The following is a 16,607-nucleotide window of genomic DNA, read 5'->3' as shown; positions in this document are numbered from 1 at the left end:
CGGACTCTGAACATCAACAGTTAACCCGGATCGGCCCCCACATTTGTATGACTGAGTTCGCAGCACGGGTCGAAGGAATATCGATTAGCGGGATCCGCGAAGTGTTCGAGGCCGCGGGCGAGGACGCCATCAACCTCGGTCTCGGCCAGCCGGACTTCCCGACGCCGGAGCACGCCCGGTCGGCCGCCGTCGACGCGATCCAATCGGGCAAAGCTGACGGTTACACCTCGAACAAAGGAACCGAGAGCCTCCGCGAGGCTATCAGCACCGCGTACGACCGTGATCACGGGATCACCGTCGAACCGGGCAACGTCATCGCCACCGCCGGTGGCAGCGAGGCGCTCCATCTCGCGGTGGAAGCCCACGTCGATCCGGGGAGGAAGTGATCTTCCCCGATCCGGGCTTCGTCTCCTACGATGCCCTGACGCGACTGGCCGACGGCGTGCCCAAGCCCGTCCCACTGCGCGAGGACCTCACACTCGACCCGGCGACGGTCGAGGAGGCCATCACCGAGGAGACTGCCGCCTTCGTCATCAACAGCCCCGCGAACCCGACTGGCGCAGTACAGGACGAGGCCGACATCCGCGAGTTCGCCCGGATCGCCGACGAACACGACGTACTCTGTATCTCCGACGAGGTGTACGAGCATATCGTCTTCGAGGGGAGCACCACTCGCCGATCGAATACGCGGAGAGCGACAACGTCGTCGTCGTCGGCGCATGCTCGAAGACCTACTCGATGACTGGCTGGCGACTCGGCTGGGTCACGGGATCCAACCGCCGCGTCGAACGGATGCTCCGCGTCCACCAGTATATGCAGGCGTGTGCGAGCGCCCCGGCCCAGTACGCCGCCGAAGCCGCACTGAACGGCCCGCGGGAGCCAGTCGAGGAGATGGTCGCGGCGTTCGAGGAGCGCCGTGACGTCGTGCTTGACGGGCTTGACGATGCCGGGCTTGCGGTTCCCAAGCCCAGCGGCGCGTTCTACGTCATGCCGAAAGTGCCCGATGGTTGGGTCGACGAACTGATCGATAGCGGCGTCGTCGCCGTACCGGGCGATGCGTTCGGCGTCCACGGCGACGGCTACGCCCGCCTCTCCTATGCGACGAGCATGGAAGAGCTAAAAGAGGCGCTGGAGATCATTCGGGACGTGACCGCGCGAGTCGAGTAACCAGACGGTCGGCTCTCTTTGCCGACGCCGCCAACTTCTAATCGTATTTACAAAAATCGATTGATCCTACTAATTATACCGTATGCGGACGAACAAGGCCGTATGAGCGAGGCCATAGCCGACCGAGAGTTCGGTGGACTTCCAGAAGCAATCGATCCGTCCGACGCCTTTGCCCTGCTCGGGAACGAACTCCGCATCGATATCCTCCGCGCAATGTGGGCGGAAGACGGTGGACCCGTTGCGTTCTCGGATCTCTACGGCGCGGTCGGCGTCGACGATAGCGCACAGTTCAACTACCACCTCAAGAAGCTTACTGACCACTTCGTTCGCCACGCCGACGACGGCTACGAACTCCGCCACTCGGGGAGAAAGTCATCCAGGCGGTCCTGGCAGGGTCGTTCACCGGACACCCGCAGACGACCATCGACACCGTGGATCCGTGCACGCAGTGTGGAGCGGAACTCAGGGCAGTCTACGCCGACGAGCAACTGCGCATCCGGTGTCCCGAGTGTGAACACGAACACGGCAAGTACTCCTTTCCGCCGGGCGGACTGATCGACCGCACCGACGAGGAGGTCTTGCGAGCGTTCGACCAGCGTGTCCGCCATCTTCACTGTCTGGCCAAAGACGGCGTCTGTCCCGAGTGCAACGGTCGAATGCAGACGACTATCGAACGCGAGGGCGATTGCTGTCTGAGCGCGTCGGTCCGGGTCGAGCACGTCTGTGACTACTGCCAGCACTCGCTGTGTTCGGCCCTCGGACTGGGACTGCTCGATCAGTCCCCAGTCGTCGCCTTCTACGACGAGCACGGAATCGACCTCGCCGCGACTCCGTACTGGCGACTGGAGTGGTGTGTCAGCGACGACCCCGTCACCGTCCGATCGCACGACCCCCGCGCGTGGCGGTCGATCTGATCGTCGACGACGACACGATGACCGTCGTACTCGACGAGGACCTCGAAATCATCGATACCGAGCGCCCGGATATTTCTGCATAGCCTGCCGACCCCGCTCGTTCCTGAAATCGATTTAAGTAAACGCGGTTACAGAAATGTATTTCAGATTATACTTATGGCGGTACAGGCCGTAGCAATACGTGTATGAGCCAAACACCATCGCTTCACACCGCACGTCAGTCCCCGTCTGCAGATCCGTTCGTCGCCGCTCTGTTGACCGCTGGCGTGTTCGCGCTGATAATCGCATTGTCATATCCAGTACTGTCGTTCGCAGTCTTCGCCGGCGCGCTCACGACACTGCTTGCCCGTCGTCTCGCGACACAGTTGGGCTGAAACCGGTGTCGCGCCGGACCCTGACTATATGTAAGTACCGTCCATACCGTGGTGTATGTCGCTCGCACGCCACGGGGCGGGACACGACGCATCCGTACGCGCCCTGCTCTCCCAGGTACACCCCGTATTCATGCTCCCACCGATTGCCGCCGCGCTCTTTGGCGGCGTCCTCGCCGGGTCGTTCGACCCGTCCCTTGCGGGGATCCACGCTGTCGCGGTCTTTGCCGCCGTCTACACCGCTCACGTCAAGGACGGCTACGTGGACTTCCACATCCGCGGCGAGGACGACGACCACCCCCTCACTGTCGGTGGCTGTCGTGCCGCACTCGCCGGAGCGACGATCCTCTTTTTCGCCTGCACAATCGCGCTGGCCCTGCTCGTCGACGCCGCCGCCGCGCTGGTGACCCTGCCGTGCTGGCTGATCGGCTACCACCACGCACCCCAGCTAGATACCAATCCGTTCACCACGACGACCGGCTATCCCGCCGGAATCGCGTTCGCCCTGCTTGGCGGGTTCTACGTGCAGGCCACGACCGTTGCTCCCGTCACGCTCGCCTTCGCCGCCGTCTTTCTCGTCCTCCTCTCGGGCGTCAAGGTGATCGACGACATGCAGGACTACGAGTACGACCTGTCGATCGAGAAACGTACGGTTGCGGTGTCGCTCGGCCCCGACCGCGCGATGTCGCTCGCCTACGGGCTGATGCTGGTCGCGCTCCTCCTGGTGCTTGCGCTGGCCGCGCTCGGCCCGTTTCCGCCGAGTTCCGTGCTGGCCGCCCTCGCCTTCGGCGTCGTCGCCGGATTCGCCCGGCGCGGCGACCCCGAAATCGCCACGATGTTGCTCGTCAGGGGCAGTTACGTCTTTCTCGCCGTCCTCGTCGCGGCGGTGTGGTGGCAGCCGCTGGTCTGACAGAGATTGGGGAGACGCCCGGCCGGTCAGGACGCCGTGCTGACGATTTTGATGACGTCGCCCTCCTCCAGTTCGTAGTTCTCGCTGATCTCGCGGCTGGTCTTCGCGTTGACGGCGTGGAGGTAGCCGTCGCCGATATCGGAGTGGACGGCGTAGGCCAGATCGACCGGTGTCGAGCCACGCCGGAGCAAGAAGGCGTCCGGGAGCACGTTCCCCTTCGCGTCGGTCCACTTGCTGGCGTCCTGCACGGGATAGGCCGTGATCCGGTCGAGCAGGTCGTAGACCGCGTAGTCGAGCGCACCCTGGATTCCGGTGCCGTCCCAGCGGTCCATCGCGCCGCGGAGGCCGTCGAGCGCCTCGCGTTGTTGCTCGCTGACGCTCTCGCCGATCTCGAACTCGGCGTCGCCGGGGTCGTAGTCGACGAGGCCCGCGTCGGCGGCGTTGCGCAGGGCGAGTTCGCCCTCCGCCGTCGTGGGGATCACCGGCTTGTCGAGGTCGAGTAGCTTCTCGACGTTCTCCTCGGGCGCGATATCGATCTTGTTCGCCGCGACGATGATCGGCTTGGTTCGCTTGCGGACGTCTCGTGCGAGGGCTTCGCGGTGCTCGTCGGTCCAGTCCGCCGGGTTCTCGGGGTATTCGACCTCGCGCAGGCTTGCCGCGACCTCGGCCTCAGTCGCACCGAATCCGGTCAGCATGTCGGCCAGCGCCTCGTCGATATCGAACCCCGGCGAGCGGGATTTGCGTTCGATGGACTCCCAGTTGCGGTCGACGATGCCCGCCAGCCAGAGATCCATCTCCTCCTCGATGAAGTCGATATCCTCGATCGGATCGTGACTGCCGGTCTCGACGGGTTCACCTTCCGCGTTGGTCCCACCGGACGCGTCGACGACGTTGACGATGGCATCGGCGTTCGTGAGTTCGTCGAGGAACTGATTGCCCAACCCTTTCCCCTCGTGGGCACCGGGGACGAGGCCTGCCACGTCGAGCAACTCGATCGGAACGTAGCGCTTGCCGTCGTGACAGTTGTCGTTCCCACAGCGCTCGTCGCGGGTCAGACACGGACACTCGGTCCGGGCGTGGGTGACACCCCGGTTTGCATCAATCGTCGTAAACGGGTAGTTGGCGACATCGACGTCCGCCCGCGTCGCCGCGGTATAAAACGTGGACTTGCCGGCGTTCGGTTTCCCGGCAAGCGCGATAGAGATCATTGTACGTGCTTTCTCGGGTCTCCGAAAACTGCCTTTCGGTTCGAGGGTTCCGAACGATCCGTGAACTGCGACCGATTAGTCCGCTGAGCGGGCCGAGTCGCATCCGTGCGAGAGCAGAACGTTCTCTGGGCTCTCGGCCCCGCATCTCCGGTCGACACACCGCATTTTACGTACCCGGCGGAGTAGTTGGATATATGACAACAGAAGCGGCGTCGAGGAGCTCCGACGTGCCGTTCAGAACGCGTCTCGTGAGAGTCGTCGTCTCGGTGGTCGTCCTGACTGCCGTGACGGTCGTTCTCGGGTACGGCGGCTGGATCGTCCTGACGCTCACCGCCAGGATCGGGGGCTACGATCCGAAGACGGACGAGGGGGAGTTGCTTCGTGATCGGTTGCTGGAGTGGCCCGACCGCAACAGGGAGGTCATGCGCTCGAACGGACGAGCCGACCTTCCGTTGCGGCCATAGCGGAACTGTCCGTCTCCGTCGACGCTGGCCATCCGGCTACGAATCCTCATCCAGGGCAGGATCGAACAGGTCTTCGATCGAACAGTCGAAATGCTCCGCGAGTTTGAACGCGAGTTCGAGCGACGGATCGTACCGATCCCGCTCGATGGCGTTGATCGTCTGTCGGGAGACGTCGAGTGCGGCAGCCAGGTCGGCCTGACTCTCCCCGCGCTCGTTGCGCCGTTCCCGAATATCACAGTTCATCTGTCCCGGTAGTAGCCGAGAGCGACCCCGTAGGTCATGTAGACGATGGCTGTCGTCCAGGCGACCGTTACGGAGGCGGGTCCCCATGCGAAGTGGTCAGTCGCCGAAAGGACGACCAACGAGGGGAAGACGAGTGCGGAGAGCCAGCCGAACGCGGCCATCGTGAACCCGCTTGCGCGCCGGTGGATGGTATCGTCGCGTTCGTCGAACAGCAGGTGGTCCGTCGTGTACGGAATCGACACTGCAGCAGTCATTCCGACGACGTAGAGCCCGACCGCAATAAACGGTCGCTGGAGAGCAGAGCCAACGCCGAGGGAGACGCCTGCAAACACGCCGAGGGCAAGCATCAGTCGCTTGTACGTTTTCGGGGATCTGTTCTGGGCGAGACCGGTCTGAGTCTGTGTCATGAGTCGTGGCACCTCTCTGGTTCGTAAAGCAGCCTTTCCGTAAAGTACGCTTTACAGTAAAGTCTTGTTTACACCTGAGACATAAATCCACCGATCGATGAGAGAGCAGAACCCGCGAAATCGGAAGTCGTAGTCAAAGATACAGAGCAGACAAGACCGGATCCGGCCAGAACCCATCCGCATCGACGGATTTCCCGACCCGTGGGTCTCCACAGGTTCAAGAGACATAGCGCGCCCATCGTCGCCGTGATCCGCGTCGTACTCGCCGTTCTGCTGACGACCTCATTGCTCGCCATTGCACTGCCCGCCATCGACCGCGGAGCGGCTACCAGGACCGAAGGGACACTCGACCGTGCTGCCGGCGATATCGAGACCGCCGCAACCTCGCTCGTCGACGACGAAGAGCCACCGCCGGCCGGCGTCGACGGCGCGAAGCGAAGCCTGACGCTGACGCTTCCGCGCGAGTCGTTTACCAGCCGACCGGTCGACCGGTTCGAGATCCATCGCGTAACCGCGAACCGGTCAGTGATCCGCTACGCGGTCGACGGTCGCCATACGACGACAGTCCACGTCGATGCCCCGATCGTCGACGCCGCGAACCCCTCCGGCGACAGTCTCGAACTGCGGGGCAGTGGCGAGCGAATAGTCGTCCTGTCGCTCACCCGCGAGCGCGGCACTGGCGAACCGCTCGTCGTGCTTTCCCGCCGATGAGCCACAATCTCCCCCGACGGTTTAAGTACTATCCCGCGGCCAGCGCGGGCCATGGATACCGAGACACCGGTCGATGGCTGGTACGTCTGGCTCGGCGTCGGCGTCGTGAGCGTCGCGCTCGCCGGCCTGGCGCTGGGTCTGCCGTCGACGCCGCCGCCGGACGCCACCGCGGCGGCAAACACCATCGAGGAGACGGCCAGCACCCCCCACGAAGCGACGGGTAGATACGCTCACGACGCGACCGAAGCGCGGATCGGCGAACGACGACTTTGGCTCCGGGCCGACGACTGCGAGAGCACTGCACGGATCGCATACGGTCGGATGGTTCCGGTCGCCGAGGACGAGCAGTTGCGGGCCGTCCTGGACGGTGACGACCCGCGAACGCTCTACGATCACAACACAGAGAAAGAGGCCTGGGCGGCCTTTCACGCGGACGTCGAAGCCGGCCGGAGCCGGGCCGGGAATCCAGCGTGGCGACCCGCCGATGGCACCCTCCGCGTGCGAGCGTTCGACTATCCCGCACCCGGAGGTGAGAGGCGTGTCACGCTCGTTGCGGCCTGAGAAACGCGGTCAGACGGAGCCAGTCGCCGCGCTCGTCGCCGTCGCGGCCGTCTGTCTCGCCATGAGTCTGTACGCGGGCTACGCCGGCGACACACTTTCCGGCACCAGCGACCGGAGCGTCGAGGAGACGGCACTCGATGCCGTCTGGACCGAACTCAGTAAGGACGGCCTCTACACACCTGGTGAGGACTCGCTTCGGGCGCTCCCCCGCAGAGCAGTTCCCGAGGGCTATCACGTCCGCATCGCTGTCTCTGTTGAGAGCCCACTCGGGGAGCAACAGGTCGTCGAGAGTACCCGAGTCGATGCTCACGGTGATGGTGATCCGGGCGCTCCGCCGGATGACGCCCGCACCGCGAGTCGACCGATCCCGGTCGTCAGCGAGGAACTCCCCGGCGACGTCAAGATCGGCCGGCTACGAGTGGAGGTCTGGCAGTGAGCCCTGATCGGCGCGCCATCAGCACCGTTATCGACGTTACGCTCTGTCTGGCGCTGGTCAGCGCGGCGGTGCTGACGATTGCCGTCGTCGCGGAGACCGACGAGGCCGACCCCGGGCCGGAACGTGCAGAGCAGACGGCCGAACTGCTCGGAGCGACGACCACCTCCGTCGAGTACTCGGTCCGGCCGGTGACGGCGCACGACGAGTTCGACGCCGATCCGATCGGTACGAGCGCCGCGTACGAGCGGACCGACCACGGGCCAGTGGCGGGACTGCTGGCGTCGGCCGCCGTCGCGAACGCCGAAATCGACGGCTATCGACTCACCCGCGCCGGTGAAGACTACGAAGCCGGTCTCGATGGGGTCCTCTCGGAGACGTCGGCGACGGTCGATGGCACCGTCCACGTGACCGCAGTCTGGCAGCCCTACGAGGGCTCGTCGATCCGTGGCGAAGCCACGGCCGGACCGGAGCCTCCGGCCGAGGCCGACGTCAGCAGCGCCACGATAACCGTCCCATCGGGGGTCGACCAGCCCGACGAAACCGAGCTACGTGAGGCCTACGCCCAGGAGTACGAGACGCTCGCACAGGTTGTCGCAAGCGCGGTCGTGGAGGGGTACTTCCCGCCGGAGGAGACACAACTCACCCTCGAACGGCAGGGTGTCGAGCGCCAGCTAATCGAGTATCGCTATCGGCGGGCTGTCACGGCGCTCGACGGCATCGAGCGCTACGACGTCGACGACGAGATCAGCCGAACGGACGCCGACGCGACGGCAGCGAACGACGAGATTGCGGCCGCGCTTGCCGAGGAGGTCGTCGGCGAGCTATCGGACGCGCTCGACCGGGAGATCGATAGCTCGGTCGAGACGAGTCGCAGCGACGCAGATCGGATCGCCCAGGCGACCGACGAACTACTCACGAGCGGTGAAGTGACCATCGTCGTCAGGACGTGGGGAGCATGAGATCGAAGCCCACCCACTCGATCCGCGTCGACGACCGGGCGCGAGTCCCCTTCGCCATGCTCGGTGTGCTGTTGCTCGTCAGCAGCGTCGGGGTCGTCGCCACGCTGAGACGCGGCCCGAACCCCACATCGACGACGATCCGTCCGCCGCCCTCGACCGGACGACGGCGGCCTCACAGACGGCGGTCCGGGCGGCCGTCGTCGATGCGACCGAGACCGCCGCACAGTCGCCACTCACCGAGGCGGACCCGAACAGCAGTATCGGTGCCGCGCTCGCGGGGCGGGAGGACGACCCGCTCGACGCCTACCTGGCGCTCCTGATCTATCTGGAGACGGGAGAGCGCCTGGAGCACACCAGCCAGGGGATCGGTGGTGAGACGACCGCGACGGCGTCGCTCCCCGCAGTTGATCCGACAGCCGAAAGCGTTGATCGCGCTCTCGGCCGGATCGACCTGCAGACGCCGGCAGAGCCCGGTGTCGAGACTGGCACTCTGCGCGTGACCGTCGAGGACGTCTCCTTCGAGGTCGAGCGCCGTGGAGAGACGCTCTCACACCGGAAACAGGATCTGACCGTCACCGTCGCTTCGACCCTACACGAACTCCACGAGCGGACCGACGAGTACGAAGCGCGGCTGAACACCGGCATCTTCGACGAGACGACCGGCTACGACGGGTTCGGCCGTCGGCTTGCCGCACGGCTCTATCCCGTGGCCTACCTCAAGATCGCACAGAAATACCGGAAGCCCGACGACTTCGGGAACATCACCCCCAACGAGCACACCGAAGTGCTCGCCAACCACGCCGCGTTCTCGATCCAGAAATCGACGTTCGGGACGACCGATCCGCACGGCGAGCGAACGATGCGCGGCGCGTGGGCCTGTATGGGGGCCGATATCGGCGAGGAACTGATGGCATCGAAGAGTAACTCGGAGGACGGCTACGACGCCGCGCAGTTCTGCAGTGATCTGGAGTACGTCTACGGCGATCAGGAGGGCGAACTTCCGGACGCGCCGACACTGACAGAAGTCGCCGAGGACGAAGTCGTGGGGTCGAAGTTTGCCAACGCCACGGTCGAAATTCCTATCGACGAGTTCGCCGACCTCGCGTACTACGACGTGGTTGGAGAAGACGTCGGCTGGGACGAGGACGATCCGATGAGCGGCGACGCGTTCGAGGGGAGCGAAGCGATCGATTCGGAGGATACGCCGGACTCTCTCGACACGCTGATCGATACCGCCAGCGGGGAGATTCCGGGTGTCGTCGACTCGGTGTACAGCGCATCGGTCCGGGCCGAGGACGACGTGGAGACGAGCGGAGCGCTGCCGAGCGCCGACCCACCGAAGCAGGTCGCGAACAACCTCGGCAACTGGACCGAAGCGTACGCCGACCGCGAGACGCTTGTCCTCAACAGCGAGACGTGCGTCGAGGGGGAGACACTTTGGCGGGACTCGACGGACCAGCGCCGCCCGCTCTACGAGTACGAGGTGACCCTCGTCAACGAGTACGAGCAGACCCGCACCTGGGACTGGAACGGGACGGAGGGGACGAACCGGACCGAGATGACTGACGATCACAATCGAACCGGGTCGATTACGAGCACCGATCGCTCGACCAGACGTTTCGAGGTGACGGTCAAAATCGAGGGCAGACACAGCCACGGAGCGGCCCTCGACGGTGCAGGCTACGACGGGCGGATCGACCACGCGTTCCGACCCGGCGGGTCGGTTCGGCCCAGTCCACAGCGACAGCGCGTCGGGAATTTCGAGGAGATCCACGACGGCGCTATCGAGCGCATCTTCGGCGCACACACCGATCCCGACGACCTCCCGTCGACGCTGGCACAACGAATCGATCCCGAGGCCGTCTTTCGGGCTGAGCAACTCGTCTCGACGCTGGCGTACGAGGACGAACGCTGGATCGACGTCCCCGTCGAACCGGACGACGAGGCGGCGCTGAAGCGTGGCTGGAGGCCGAAGCCTACGACGTGCGGGCCGACGTAAAGAGACAGATCGGGCCGCTCTCGGTCGAGCGACATGAGCTACTCACCGCCGACAACAGCCCAATCAAGCGGTATACCGATGCGCTACGCCGCAATCGGGCGTCGCTCGTCGTCGATGGCGAGCAGGGCGGCTACGAGAACGCCCCGGCGAAGGCCAGAGCGGAACTGCGCCTGGCCTACGTCGAGAGCGTCATCGACGCCGTCGAAGCCGTCGGTGACAGCCACGAGGGGCTTCGCGACGGTGTCGAACAGGAGGTCACAGACCACCTCGGCGAGGACGCCGCGGCAGCCAACGACGTCCTCGATACCTCGCTTGGCATCGGACAGGACGCGCTGAACGGCGATATCGAAGAGAACGCTGGCTCGCTCGATGGCTCTCCGCTGACAGGGAACGCCCGGTTCGACGTCCGGGGAGCCCCAACGTATCTCTCGCTCGATACGGTCGAGCGCGAGGACGTGGCTGCAGTGCGACCGGCCGGCACACCGCCACTCGAGACTGAGGGTGCGACCCACGCGCCGCTGACCGCCCGGTACGCGAATCCGATCGGCTACCCGGGGGTTCCGGTCGTTCCGTACCCGGGCCTCTGGTTTGCCTCGGTTAGCGTCTGGGACGTCGAAGTGAAAGGGGAATACGCTCGGTTCGAGGTGAGCGCGGCGGACGGCGCTCCGGACTCCCCATCCGGAACGACCTATATTCGCGAGGACAGACGGGTCAGCGTCGATATCGGTGGCGAGCAGTACGCCCTCGGACGCGTCGATCCGATCGAGTTTTCGAGTCGAACGCTGGTCGTCGGCGTCGTCCCCGGGGATCACCGGGGGTCGGGGACACTGATCAGTGGTTCGACTGCGCCGACTCGTGGGACAGTGTCGGGCCCGGGTTCGATCCTGATGGGCCAAACATCGAATGCCCGGGAGACCGAGACGGGAACCCCACACACGATAGCGAGTGATTCCTACGGTTCGATACCGAGCATCACTTCGTCGACATACTCGTCGTCGATCTTGTAGTGGTCCTCCCGAATCGCCTCGACTTCCCAGCCGTTCTCTTCGAGGAACTCGATAGCCGGTTCGTTGCTCGCCGGAATGCTCTGATACACTTTCTCGTAGTCGTGTGTCGAGGCCCACTCAAGTCCCCGTTCCAGAAGGCGGTTGCCGAGCCCCTGATCGCGGTACTCCTCGAGGACACCGAGCGTTAGCTCTGCCGTGTGTCGGAGTTTGGCGATCTCGGCCGAGTTGAGATGGACCCAGCCCACTACCTCGTCGTCGACCGTCGCGACGAAGAACATCCGCGACTCGACGTCGTTGTGTCTGAGCAACGCCTCGTCCCGGTCGAGTTCCTGAGCGACGGTTTCGGCGACGATGTGGATCCCCGGCGCAGCGACGGATTTGATCGCGCTGATGATGCCAGAGAGGTCCTCTTGCCGTGCGGGGCGGATGACACACTCGACGCCGTCGGCCATCACCTCCTGTTCGCCACCGGCCTCGATGGCTACCCGCAGGTCCCCGTCTTCCGTCTGTGTCAGTATGCCGTCGCGCCTGAGCACGGAGACGTGATGTCGAAACCCACGACTGTCGGACGGAAACAACTCCGACCGCACGGCCTGGGGGTCGACGGCCCCCTGCCGTTCGACGAACTCGAAGATACGCTGTCTATCCCGATGGTCGAACGAAACAGGATTCGAGGAAGTCATATCCGAAAAAGTAGGAGATGGGGACATTTACTACTTTTCCAACTGCCAGTGCTCGTTCTATTAGTTTTTTCGCGTGATCCTCCCGAGAGATGATGAATAGGATCTGCAATGCCCCTCTGTCCGATCAGAGTTTGATCGCCATCATCAGTTCGTCGACGTATTCGCCATCGATCCGGTAGTGATCCCGTCTGATCGCTTCCGTCTCCCAGCCGTGGTGTTCGAGGAACTCCGCGGCCGCATCGTTGGTCGCGGGAACGCTCTGGTAGACTTTCTCGTAGCCGTTCGAGGCCGCCCATTCGAGGCCACGCTCGAGCAGGTGACTGCCCAGTCCGTTGCCGCGATACTCCTCGATTACGCCGACGGTGAGTTCGGCCGTATGGCTCAGTTTGTCGAGTTCGGGAGCGTGGACGTGAACCCAGGCAACCACCTCGTCTTTGACTGTCGCGACGAAGAACATCCGTGACTCCAGTTCGTTCTGCCTGAGCAGGACGTCCTGATGGTCGAGTTCCTGGGCGACTGACTCGGCGACGATGTATCGCCCCTCCTGTGCGACCTGTCGGATCGCACCGACGATGCCCGTCAGATCGCTCTGGTTCGCCGGTCGGACCTCGAAGCAGAACTCGTCGCCGGTAAACTCCTCCGTACCGTCGACGTCGAGTGCAACCGAGAGTTCTCCATCGGCCGACTCCTCGAGGTAGCCGTTCCGTTTCAGGATCCCGACGTGGTGGCGAAAGCCGCCCGGATCGTGCGGCAACACCTCCTCCTGGGCCTCGCTACGGTCTACCCTTCCCGCCCGTTCGACGTAGTCGTAGATCGTCTCTCGGTCCGTGTGCTCGAACTCGAGGCTCTGCGAGCTATTCATGAGTGTCGGTACCACGACACAACGTATCAACTTTGCGGTGAAAATACCCACTCTACAGCCTGAAACGGATGGTCCTCAGTTCCGGAGTTCGTGAACGCGTTCGATGTTCCACTCGAACCCTTTGCCGTTTTCGGATGGCGTCTCCAGGACGAGCGGGACGTCCGCGACGTCGTCGTGGTTGATGAGCGTCCGCATTCCCTCTTCGCCGATCAGTCCCTCGCCGATGTGGGCGTGCTCGTCCTTGTTCGTCCCGCAGTCGTGCTTGGAGTCGTTGAGGTGGATGTATTCGAGATGCTCCAGTCCGACCACGTCATCGAACTCCGTGATGGTCTCGTTGACGCCCGCTTCCGTCGAGAGATCGTAGCCCGCCGCGAAGGCGTGGGCCGTATCGATACAGACATCCAGATCCTGCCCGCTCCGGTCGATAACCGCTGCAAGGTGCTCGAACTCGCCGCCGAGTTTCGTCCCACTGCCGGCGTCGCTCTCGATCAGGACGGTCACGCCGTCGGGAATCTCCAGTTCGTCGAGGGCGCTCGCCGCGTTGTCGAGGCCACCGTCGACACCCGCGCCGGTGTGTGCGCCGAGATGGACGTTGACGTAGCCGATATCGAGTGTATCGGCGGCGTCGACCTCCGCCTGCATGCTCTCGATGGATTTCCGACGCAGATCGTCTTTCGGCGTACAGAGATTGACGAGATACGACGAGTGGATGACCCACGGCCCGTCGAGTTCCTCATTGGTATCGTCGCGGAACCTCGCCGCTTCGTCGTCGTCGATGTCGGGGTGTTGCCAGACCTGTGGTGAGGTCGTGAAGATCTGTCCACAGTTTCCACCGACGTCCAGTTCCCGCTCGACGGCGTTGTCGACGCCGCCAGCCACGGATACGTGTGCTCCTACTCGCATAGCACAATCGAGGGATTGGACTGTCAAAGTAACTTGAACAGCGACCGCCTCAGAATCGATAGTTTTCAGTCTTCTTCGGGCTCGACCCGATCACGGACCCACGCTTCGGCGCTGTATTTCTGTGCTACGAGCGACTCGGCGTCTTCGCGCTCCGCCGCTGTCCACTCGCCATCCTCGGCATCGGCCCACTCCCGCAGCGCGTCTTCGAGATGGCCGACCGCCGTCTCACGTGAGATGTCTGCGTGTTCGCTGATCGCGGTGACCCGCTCCTCGAACTCCTCGGGCGATGTCCCGGGGTTCGAGAAGACGCCCAGATGGGGCTCCGGATCGAGGTCGAACGAGAGCGATCCGTGCTGGATAACCGCGTCGCGCTGGCGGTACTGGGCGTTGCCGCTGATCTTCTGTCCGTCGACGAGAATATCGTGAGCCGGATCGATCGCCCGGAGATAGCAGGCTGGCCGGTGAATCTCGGGATGCTCGTCGTCCGCGAAGGCTGCCGAGACGCCCATCCGATCGAAGGCGTCGAAGATCGGTTCACAGAGGAGTTCGTACGTCTCCATGAGGTCGCCGGGAACGTCGTCAGCGGGGAGGACGATCGAGTAGGAGATGTCGCCGTGAATGTCGTGATAGATCCCACCGCCGCCGGTCTGTCTGCGCGTCACGTCGATCCCCCCGCGGTCACAGAACTCCCAGTCGACCGACCCCGGTGCCTGTCCGTAGCCGAGCGAGAGCGTCGACGGCTCCCAGGTGTAGACGCGCACAGTCCGTCTTCCGTCTCGTACCGCGGTTTCGGCGGCAATCTCGTCGAGTGCCATCGCCATCGCTCCGGACTGGCGTTGCTCCGGAATCGAGCGCCACGCTCGGTCGCTGAGGTCGGTCATAGCCGCAGTTGGTGGCCGGACCGCAAAGGGATGTCGGGAGATAGAGCGCGCGAGGATGGACTCTCCAGTGTGAGGACCCTACCTCCGACAGACATGTTCTATATCGCAATTATCGGTTTACTTCTCCTATATCGACCAACGCGCGGGGCTTTTACACACGCGGGCGATAGAGCCTCTATGGTGCAGAACGTCGCCGGTATACTTCCGGATCTCGAACCCGAGGACTTCTATCTGCTGTCGGGGATAGAGCAGGGAATGCGATTTTCCGAGTGGGTAGCGCGCGAGAAGCTGCCGGAGTTTTCCGATCTCACCCCCGAGGAAGTGGACTATCGACTCGACCGCTGTCTCGACTGGGAACTGATCGAGCGAAAAACGATCCAGTACGAGGGCTACACGCTCACGTTCGAGGGCTACGACGCGCTGGCGTTGCATACCTTCGCCGAGCGCGAGACGGTCAGCGGCTTCGGCGCGTCGCTTGGCGTCGGCAAGGAAAGCGACGTCTTCGAGGTTCAGTCCTACGAACCGATGGCGCTGAAGTTCCATCGTGAAGGCTACACGAACTTTCGGGAAGTGATGAAAGAACGCGATTATACGTCTGATCGCCAGCACGTCTCCTGGCTCTACACCGCCCGGAAAGCGGCCGAGCGCGAGTACGATGCGCTCGAAACGCTGTATCCCGACGTCTCGGTCCCACGGCCGATCGATTACAACCGGCACGCCATCGTGATGGAGAAGATCGACGGCGTCGAACTCTCGCGGACGGGACTCGAAGACGAACAGGTCGTACCGATACTGGAACTCGTGTTGCGCGAGATGCAAACCGCTTACCGCGAGGGGCGGGTCCACGCCGACATGAGCGAGTACAACGTGTTCGTCGGTACCGACGGAGTCACGATTTTCGACTGGCCCCAGGCGGTACCGGCCGACCACGAGAACGCCGAGCGCTTTCTCGAACGGGACGTCGACAACATCGTGAGCTTCTTCAAGCGCAAATACCCCCAGCACGTCGCCGAGTACGACGAGAAGGCGCTGGCTGACGCACTTGCAGAGGACGAGTTCGACGACATCGCCGAGTACACCGCGTAACGGCGTTTTAGATACGTTTTTGCAGTTCGTGGGATAGCCGCCCGCCTGTGTCTATAAATTGCATATTGCGATATCAAAGCCTTCAGGACGTCACGCAGGGCGACGGTCCTAACGCCCGAAACTCCCCGGAGCCAGTTCGACTCCAGAGGCTCTGTTCCGGTTGATACCCTGCTTCGGCTGGTCGACATAGATCGGAGAGTCAAGCTACCTGTCGAGCAAGAACCCGTCGAGTATCAGTCAGCGGTCGAGTCCTGGAGAGTACGAAGAAGAGTAGCGGAAGATCACTGGTCGGTGAACGAACAACAGAGCATACCTATCGAACAACGAGCGGAACGGGATTTAACACCGTTCCGAACTCGTCCTTACGAGAAGATGTCTTTGATCGCCCCGAGCAATCCGCCGCTGCTGGATGTCTCACGTTGCTCGGTCCGCTCCGTGGACGTCTCTTCGGACGCTGTCTCGGTTGCTTCGGCTTCGTCTTCACTCTCGTCCTCGGTCACCGCTTCGTCATCGCTGGCGTCGCCACCGGCTTTTTCGATGGCCTCGTCGATCAGCTCGTCGGCGTCGTTGACCGCGGCTTTGATGTTCGACTTGACGAGGGGCTTGCCCTCGAAACGGCCTCGGCTGACGGACGTGTCGGCTGCGATGATCACTGCGTCGGCCGCGTCGATGGCCTCGGCCGTGAGTTCGTTCTCGGTACCCATCGCGCCCTGCACTTCGACGTCGATGTCGTGGCCGCGCTCCGTCGCGGTATTTTCCAGGTTCTCCGCACCCATCTGGCTGTGCGCGATACCGGTCGGACAGGCTGTGACTGCTACGAATTTCATTGGCTATC

At 63.5% G+C, this 16,607-nt stretch carries 20 protein-coding genes and 2 pseudogenes; 12 read left to right on the top strand and 10 right to left on the bottom strand.

The genetic code is table 11. The features are described 5' to 3' along the window. Nucleotides 1-47: 47 nt before the first annotated feature. From ACFQH2_RS13255 to ACFQH2_RS13240, 4 genes and pseudogenes are all read left to right on the top strand, one after another. Nucleotides 48-1,167 (top strand): annotated as a pseudogene (locus ACFQH2_RS13255) (pyridoxal phosphate-dependent aminotransferase). A gap of 102 nt (nt 1,168-1,269) precedes the next feature. After that, nucleotides 1,270-2,164 (top strand): annotated as a pseudogene (locus ACFQH2_RS13250) (ArsR family transcriptional regulator). 102 nt (nt 2,165-2,266) lie between these two features. After that, nucleotides 2,267-2,455 carry a hypothetical protein gene (locus ACFQH2_RS13245; RefSeq protein ID WP_377054330.1) on the top strand — a complete coding sequence of 63 codons (189 nt, stop codon included), beginning with the start codon at nt 2,267-2,269 and terminating at the stop codon, nt 2,453-2,455. A gap of 55 nt (nt 2,456-2,510) precedes the next feature. Then, the gene (locus ACFQH2_RS13240; RefSeq protein ID WP_377054328.1) at nt 2,511-3,362 is read left to right on the top strand and encodes a UbiA family prenyltransferase; all 852 of its coding nucleotides are present in this window, start codon (nt 2,511-2,513) and stop codon (nt 3,360-3,362) included. Nucleotides 3,363-3,388: 26 nt separating this feature from the next. Here ACFQH2_RS13240 and ACFQH2_RS13235 read toward each other — a convergent pair whose 3' ends face one another. After that, nucleotides 3,389-4,570, bottom strand: coding sequence for a redox-regulated ATPase YchF (locus ACFQH2_RS13235; protein WP_377054326.1), 1,182 nt, complete (start codon nt 4,568-4,570; stop codon nt 3,389-3,391). A gap of 194 nt (nt 4,571-4,764) precedes the next feature. Here ACFQH2_RS13235 and ACFQH2_RS13230 point away from each other — a divergent pair, with 194 nt between their 5' ends. Next, nucleotides 4,765-5,034 (top strand): hypothetical protein, encoded by a 270-nt coding sequence (locus ACFQH2_RS13230; protein ID WP_377054324.1) that lies wholly within the window; start codon nt 4,765-4,767, stop codon nt 5,032-5,034. A 36-nt stretch (nt 5,035-5,070) separates the two neighbouring features. On the opposite strand, the gene ACFQH2_RS13225 is transcribed toward ACFQH2_RS13230, so the two are convergent. Together ACFQH2_RS13225 and ACFQH2_RS13220 are read right to left on the bottom strand one after the other, a co-directional pair. Next, on the bottom strand, nt 5,071-5,277 hold the full coding sequence (locus ACFQH2_RS13225) for a helix-turn-helix transcriptional regulator (RefSeq protein WP_377054322.1): 207 nt from the start codon (nt 5,275-5,277) through the stop codon (nt 5,071-5,073). Then, complete coding sequence (locus ACFQH2_RS13220) at nt 5,274-5,684, bottom strand: DUF2178 domain-containing protein (protein WP_377054320.1); 411 nt, start codon at nt 5,682-5,684, stop codon at nt 5,274-5,276. Before ACFQH2_RS13220 ends, ACFQH2_RS13225 begins: the two co-directional genes overlap by 4 nt. Before the next feature lie 246 nt (nt 5,685-5,930). Here ACFQH2_RS13220 and ACFQH2_RS13215 point away from each other — a divergent pair, with 246 nt between their 5' ends. From ACFQH2_RS13215 to ACFQH2_RS13200, 4 genes are read left to right on the top strand one after another with little or no spacing between them, the layout of a single operon-like run. After that, nucleotides 5,931-6,395, top strand: coding sequence for a DUF7311 family protein (locus tag ACFQH2_RS13215; protein WP_377054318.1), 465 nt, complete (start codon nt 5,931-5,933; stop codon nt 6,393-6,395). A 51-nt stretch (nt 6,396-6,446) separates the two neighbouring features. Then, entirely contained in the window at nt 6,447-6,956 is a 510-nt protein-coding gene (locus ACFQH2_RS13210) for a DUF7283 family protein (protein WP_377054316.1), read from the top strand. Further along, nucleotides 6,934-7,392 (top strand): DUF7285 family protein, encoded by a 459-nt coding sequence (locus ACFQH2_RS13205; RefSeq protein WP_377054314.1) that lies wholly within the window; start codon nt 6,934-6,936, stop codon nt 7,390-7,392. Before ACFQH2_RS13210 ends, ACFQH2_RS13205 begins: the two co-directional genes overlap by 23 nt. Then, complete coding sequence (locus ACFQH2_RS13200) at nt 7,389-8,351, top strand: DUF7284 family protein (RefSeq protein WP_377076824.1); 963 nt, start codon at nt 7,389-7,391, stop codon at nt 8,349-8,351. The genes ACFQH2_RS13205 and ACFQH2_RS13200 overlap by 4 nt, the downstream gene beginning before the upstream one ends. Here the strand turns inward: ACFQH2_RS13200 and ACFQH2_RS13195 are convergent. Next, nucleotides 8,332-8,478 carry a hypothetical protein gene (locus ACFQH2_RS13195; protein WP_377076823.1) on the bottom strand — a complete coding sequence of 49 codons (147 nt, stop codon included), beginning with the start codon at nt 8,476-8,478 and terminating at the stop codon, nt 8,332-8,334. The two genes, ACFQH2_RS13200 and ACFQH2_RS13195, sit on opposite strands and share 20 nt — an antisense overlap. 45 nt (nt 8,479-8,523) lie before the next feature. Further along, the gene (locus tag ACFQH2_RS13190; protein WP_377076822.1) at nt 8,524-8,703 is read right to left on the bottom strand and encodes a hypothetical protein; all 180 of its coding nucleotides are present in this window, start codon (nt 8,701-8,703) and stop codon (nt 8,524-8,526) included. Nucleotides 8,704-8,847: 144 nt separating this feature from the next. Here ACFQH2_RS13190 and ACFQH2_RS13185 point away from each other — a divergent pair, with 144 nt between their 5' ends. Both ACFQH2_RS13185 and ACFQH2_RS13180 read left to right on the top strand, forming a co-directional pair. Next, nucleotides 8,848-10,350 carry a DUF7286 family protein gene (locus tag ACFQH2_RS13185; protein ID WP_377076821.1) on the top strand — a complete coding sequence of 501 codons (1,503 nt, stop codon included), beginning with the start codon at nt 8,848-8,850 and terminating at the stop codon, nt 10,348-10,350. Further along, entirely contained in the window at nt 10,335-11,357 is a 1,023-nt protein-coding gene (locus ACFQH2_RS13180) for a DUF7286 family protein (protein WP_377076820.1), read from the top strand. Before ACFQH2_RS13185 ends, ACFQH2_RS13180 begins: the two co-directional genes overlap by 16 nt. Here the strand turns inward: ACFQH2_RS13180 and ACFQH2_RS13175 are convergent. The 4 genes from ACFQH2_RS13175 to ACFQH2_RS13160 form a co-directional block, all read right to left on the bottom strand. Further along, nucleotides 11,303-12,040: a GNAT family N-acetyltransferase gene (locus tag ACFQH2_RS13175; protein ID WP_377054308.1), complete on the bottom strand. Its 738-nt coding sequence runs from the start codon at nt 12,038-12,040 to the stop codon at nt 11,303-11,305. The genes ACFQH2_RS13180 and ACFQH2_RS13175 overlap by 55 nt on opposite strands. Before the next feature lie 124 nt (nt 12,041-12,164). Next, nucleotides 12,165-12,902 carry a GNAT family N-acetyltransferase gene (locus ACFQH2_RS13170; protein ID WP_377054306.1) on the bottom strand — a complete coding sequence of 246 codons (738 nt, stop codon included), beginning with the start codon at nt 12,900-12,902 and terminating at the stop codon, nt 12,165-12,167. Nucleotides 12,903-12,977: 75 nt separating this feature from the next. Continuing rightward, nucleotides 12,978-13,805, bottom strand: coding sequence for a deoxyribonuclease IV (locus ACFQH2_RS13165; RefSeq protein WP_377054304.1), 828 nt, complete (start codon nt 13,803-13,805; stop codon nt 12,978-12,980). 65 nt (nt 13,806-13,870) lie between these two features. Then, on the bottom strand, nt 13,871-14,686 hold the full coding sequence (locus ACFQH2_RS13160; RefSeq protein WP_377054302.1) for a lipoate--protein ligase family protein: 816 nt from the start codon (nt 14,684-14,686) through the stop codon (nt 13,871-13,873). Nucleotides 14,687-14,863: 177 nt separating this feature from the next. Here ACFQH2_RS13160 and ACFQH2_RS13155 point away from each other — a divergent pair, with 177 nt between their 5' ends. Then, nucleotides 14,864-15,772, top strand: a complete 909-nt coding sequence (locus tag ACFQH2_RS13155) for a serine/threonine-protein kinase RIO2 (RefSeq protein WP_377054300.1) — start codon at nt 14,864-14,866, stop codon at nt 15,770-15,772. Nucleotides 15,773-16,134: 362 nt separating this feature from the next. Here ACFQH2_RS13155 and ACFQH2_RS13150 read toward each other — a convergent pair whose 3' ends face one another. Further along, nucleotides 16,135-16,599 carry a PTS fructose transporter subunit IIB gene (locus ACFQH2_RS13150; RefSeq protein ID WP_377054298.1) on the bottom strand — a complete coding sequence of 155 codons (465 nt, stop codon included), beginning with the start codon at nt 16,597-16,599 and terminating at the stop codon, nt 16,135-16,137. Between the last annotated feature and the right edge of the window lie 8 nt (nt 16,600-16,607).

Source organism: Natronoarchaeum sp. GCM10025703 (assembly GCF_042661985.1).
Taxonomy (GTDB): domain Archaea; phylum Halobacteriota; class Halobacteria; order Halobacteriales; family Natronoarchaeaceae; genus Natranaeroarchaeum.
The sequence above is the reverse complement of the archived record's forward strand: the minus strand, read 5'-3'. Positions and strand labels throughout refer to the sequence as shown.

What these genes read in the sequence shown, in the direction of transcription:
- ACFQH2_RS13245 (WP_377054330.1), top strand. Translation starts at nt 2,267, where the DNA reads ATGAGCCAAACACCATCGCTTCACACCGCACGTCAGTCCCCGTCTGCA.
- ACFQH2_RS13240 (WP_377054328.1), top strand. Translation starts at nt 2,511, where the DNA reads ATGTCGCTCGCACGCCACGGGGCGGGACACGACGCATCCGTACGCGCC.
- ACFQH2_RS13235 (WP_377054326.1), bottom strand. Translation starts at nt 4,570, where the DNA reads ATGATCTCTATCGCGCTTGCCGGGAAACCGAACGCCGGCAAGTCCACG.
- ACFQH2_RS13230 (WP_377054324.1), top strand. Translation starts at nt 4,765, where the DNA reads ATGACAACAGAAGCGGCGTCGAGGAGCTCCGACGTGCCGTTCAGAACG.
- ACFQH2_RS13225 (WP_377054322.1), bottom strand. Translation starts at nt 5,277, where the DNA reads ATGAACTGTGATATTCGGGAACGGCGCAACGAGCGCGGGGAGAGTCAG.
- ACFQH2_RS13220 (WP_377054320.1), bottom strand. Translation starts at nt 5,684, where the DNA reads ATGACACAGACTCAGACCGGTCTCGCCCAGAACAGATCCCCGAAAACG.
- ACFQH2_RS13210 (WP_377054316.1), top strand. Translation starts at nt 6,447, where the DNA reads ATGGATACCGAGACACCGGTCGATGGCTGGTACGTCTGGCTCGGCGTC.
- ACFQH2_RS13175 (WP_377054308.1), bottom strand. Translation starts at nt 12,040, where the DNA reads ATGACTTCCTCGAATCCTGTTTCGTTCGACCATCGGGATAGACAGCGT.
- ACFQH2_RS13170 (WP_377054306.1), bottom strand. Translation starts at nt 12,902, where the DNA reads ATGAATAGCTCGCAGAGCCTCGAGTTCGAGCACACGGACCGAGAGACG.
- ACFQH2_RS13165 (WP_377054304.1), bottom strand. Translation starts at nt 13,805, where the DNA reads ATGCGAGTAGGAGCACACGTATCCGTGGCTGGCGGCGTCGACAACGCC.
- ACFQH2_RS13160 (WP_377054302.1), bottom strand. Translation starts at nt 14,686, where the DNA reads ATGACCGACCTCAGCGACCGAGCGTGGCGCTCGATTCCGGAGCAACGC.
- ACFQH2_RS13155 (WP_377054300.1), top strand. Translation starts at nt 14,864, where the DNA reads ATGGTGCAGAACGTCGCCGGTATACTTCCGGATCTCGAACCCGAGGAC.
- ACFQH2_RS13150 (WP_377054298.1), bottom strand. Translation starts at nt 16,599, where the DNA reads ATGAAATTCGTAGCAGTCACAGCCTGTCCGACCGGTATCGCGCACAGC.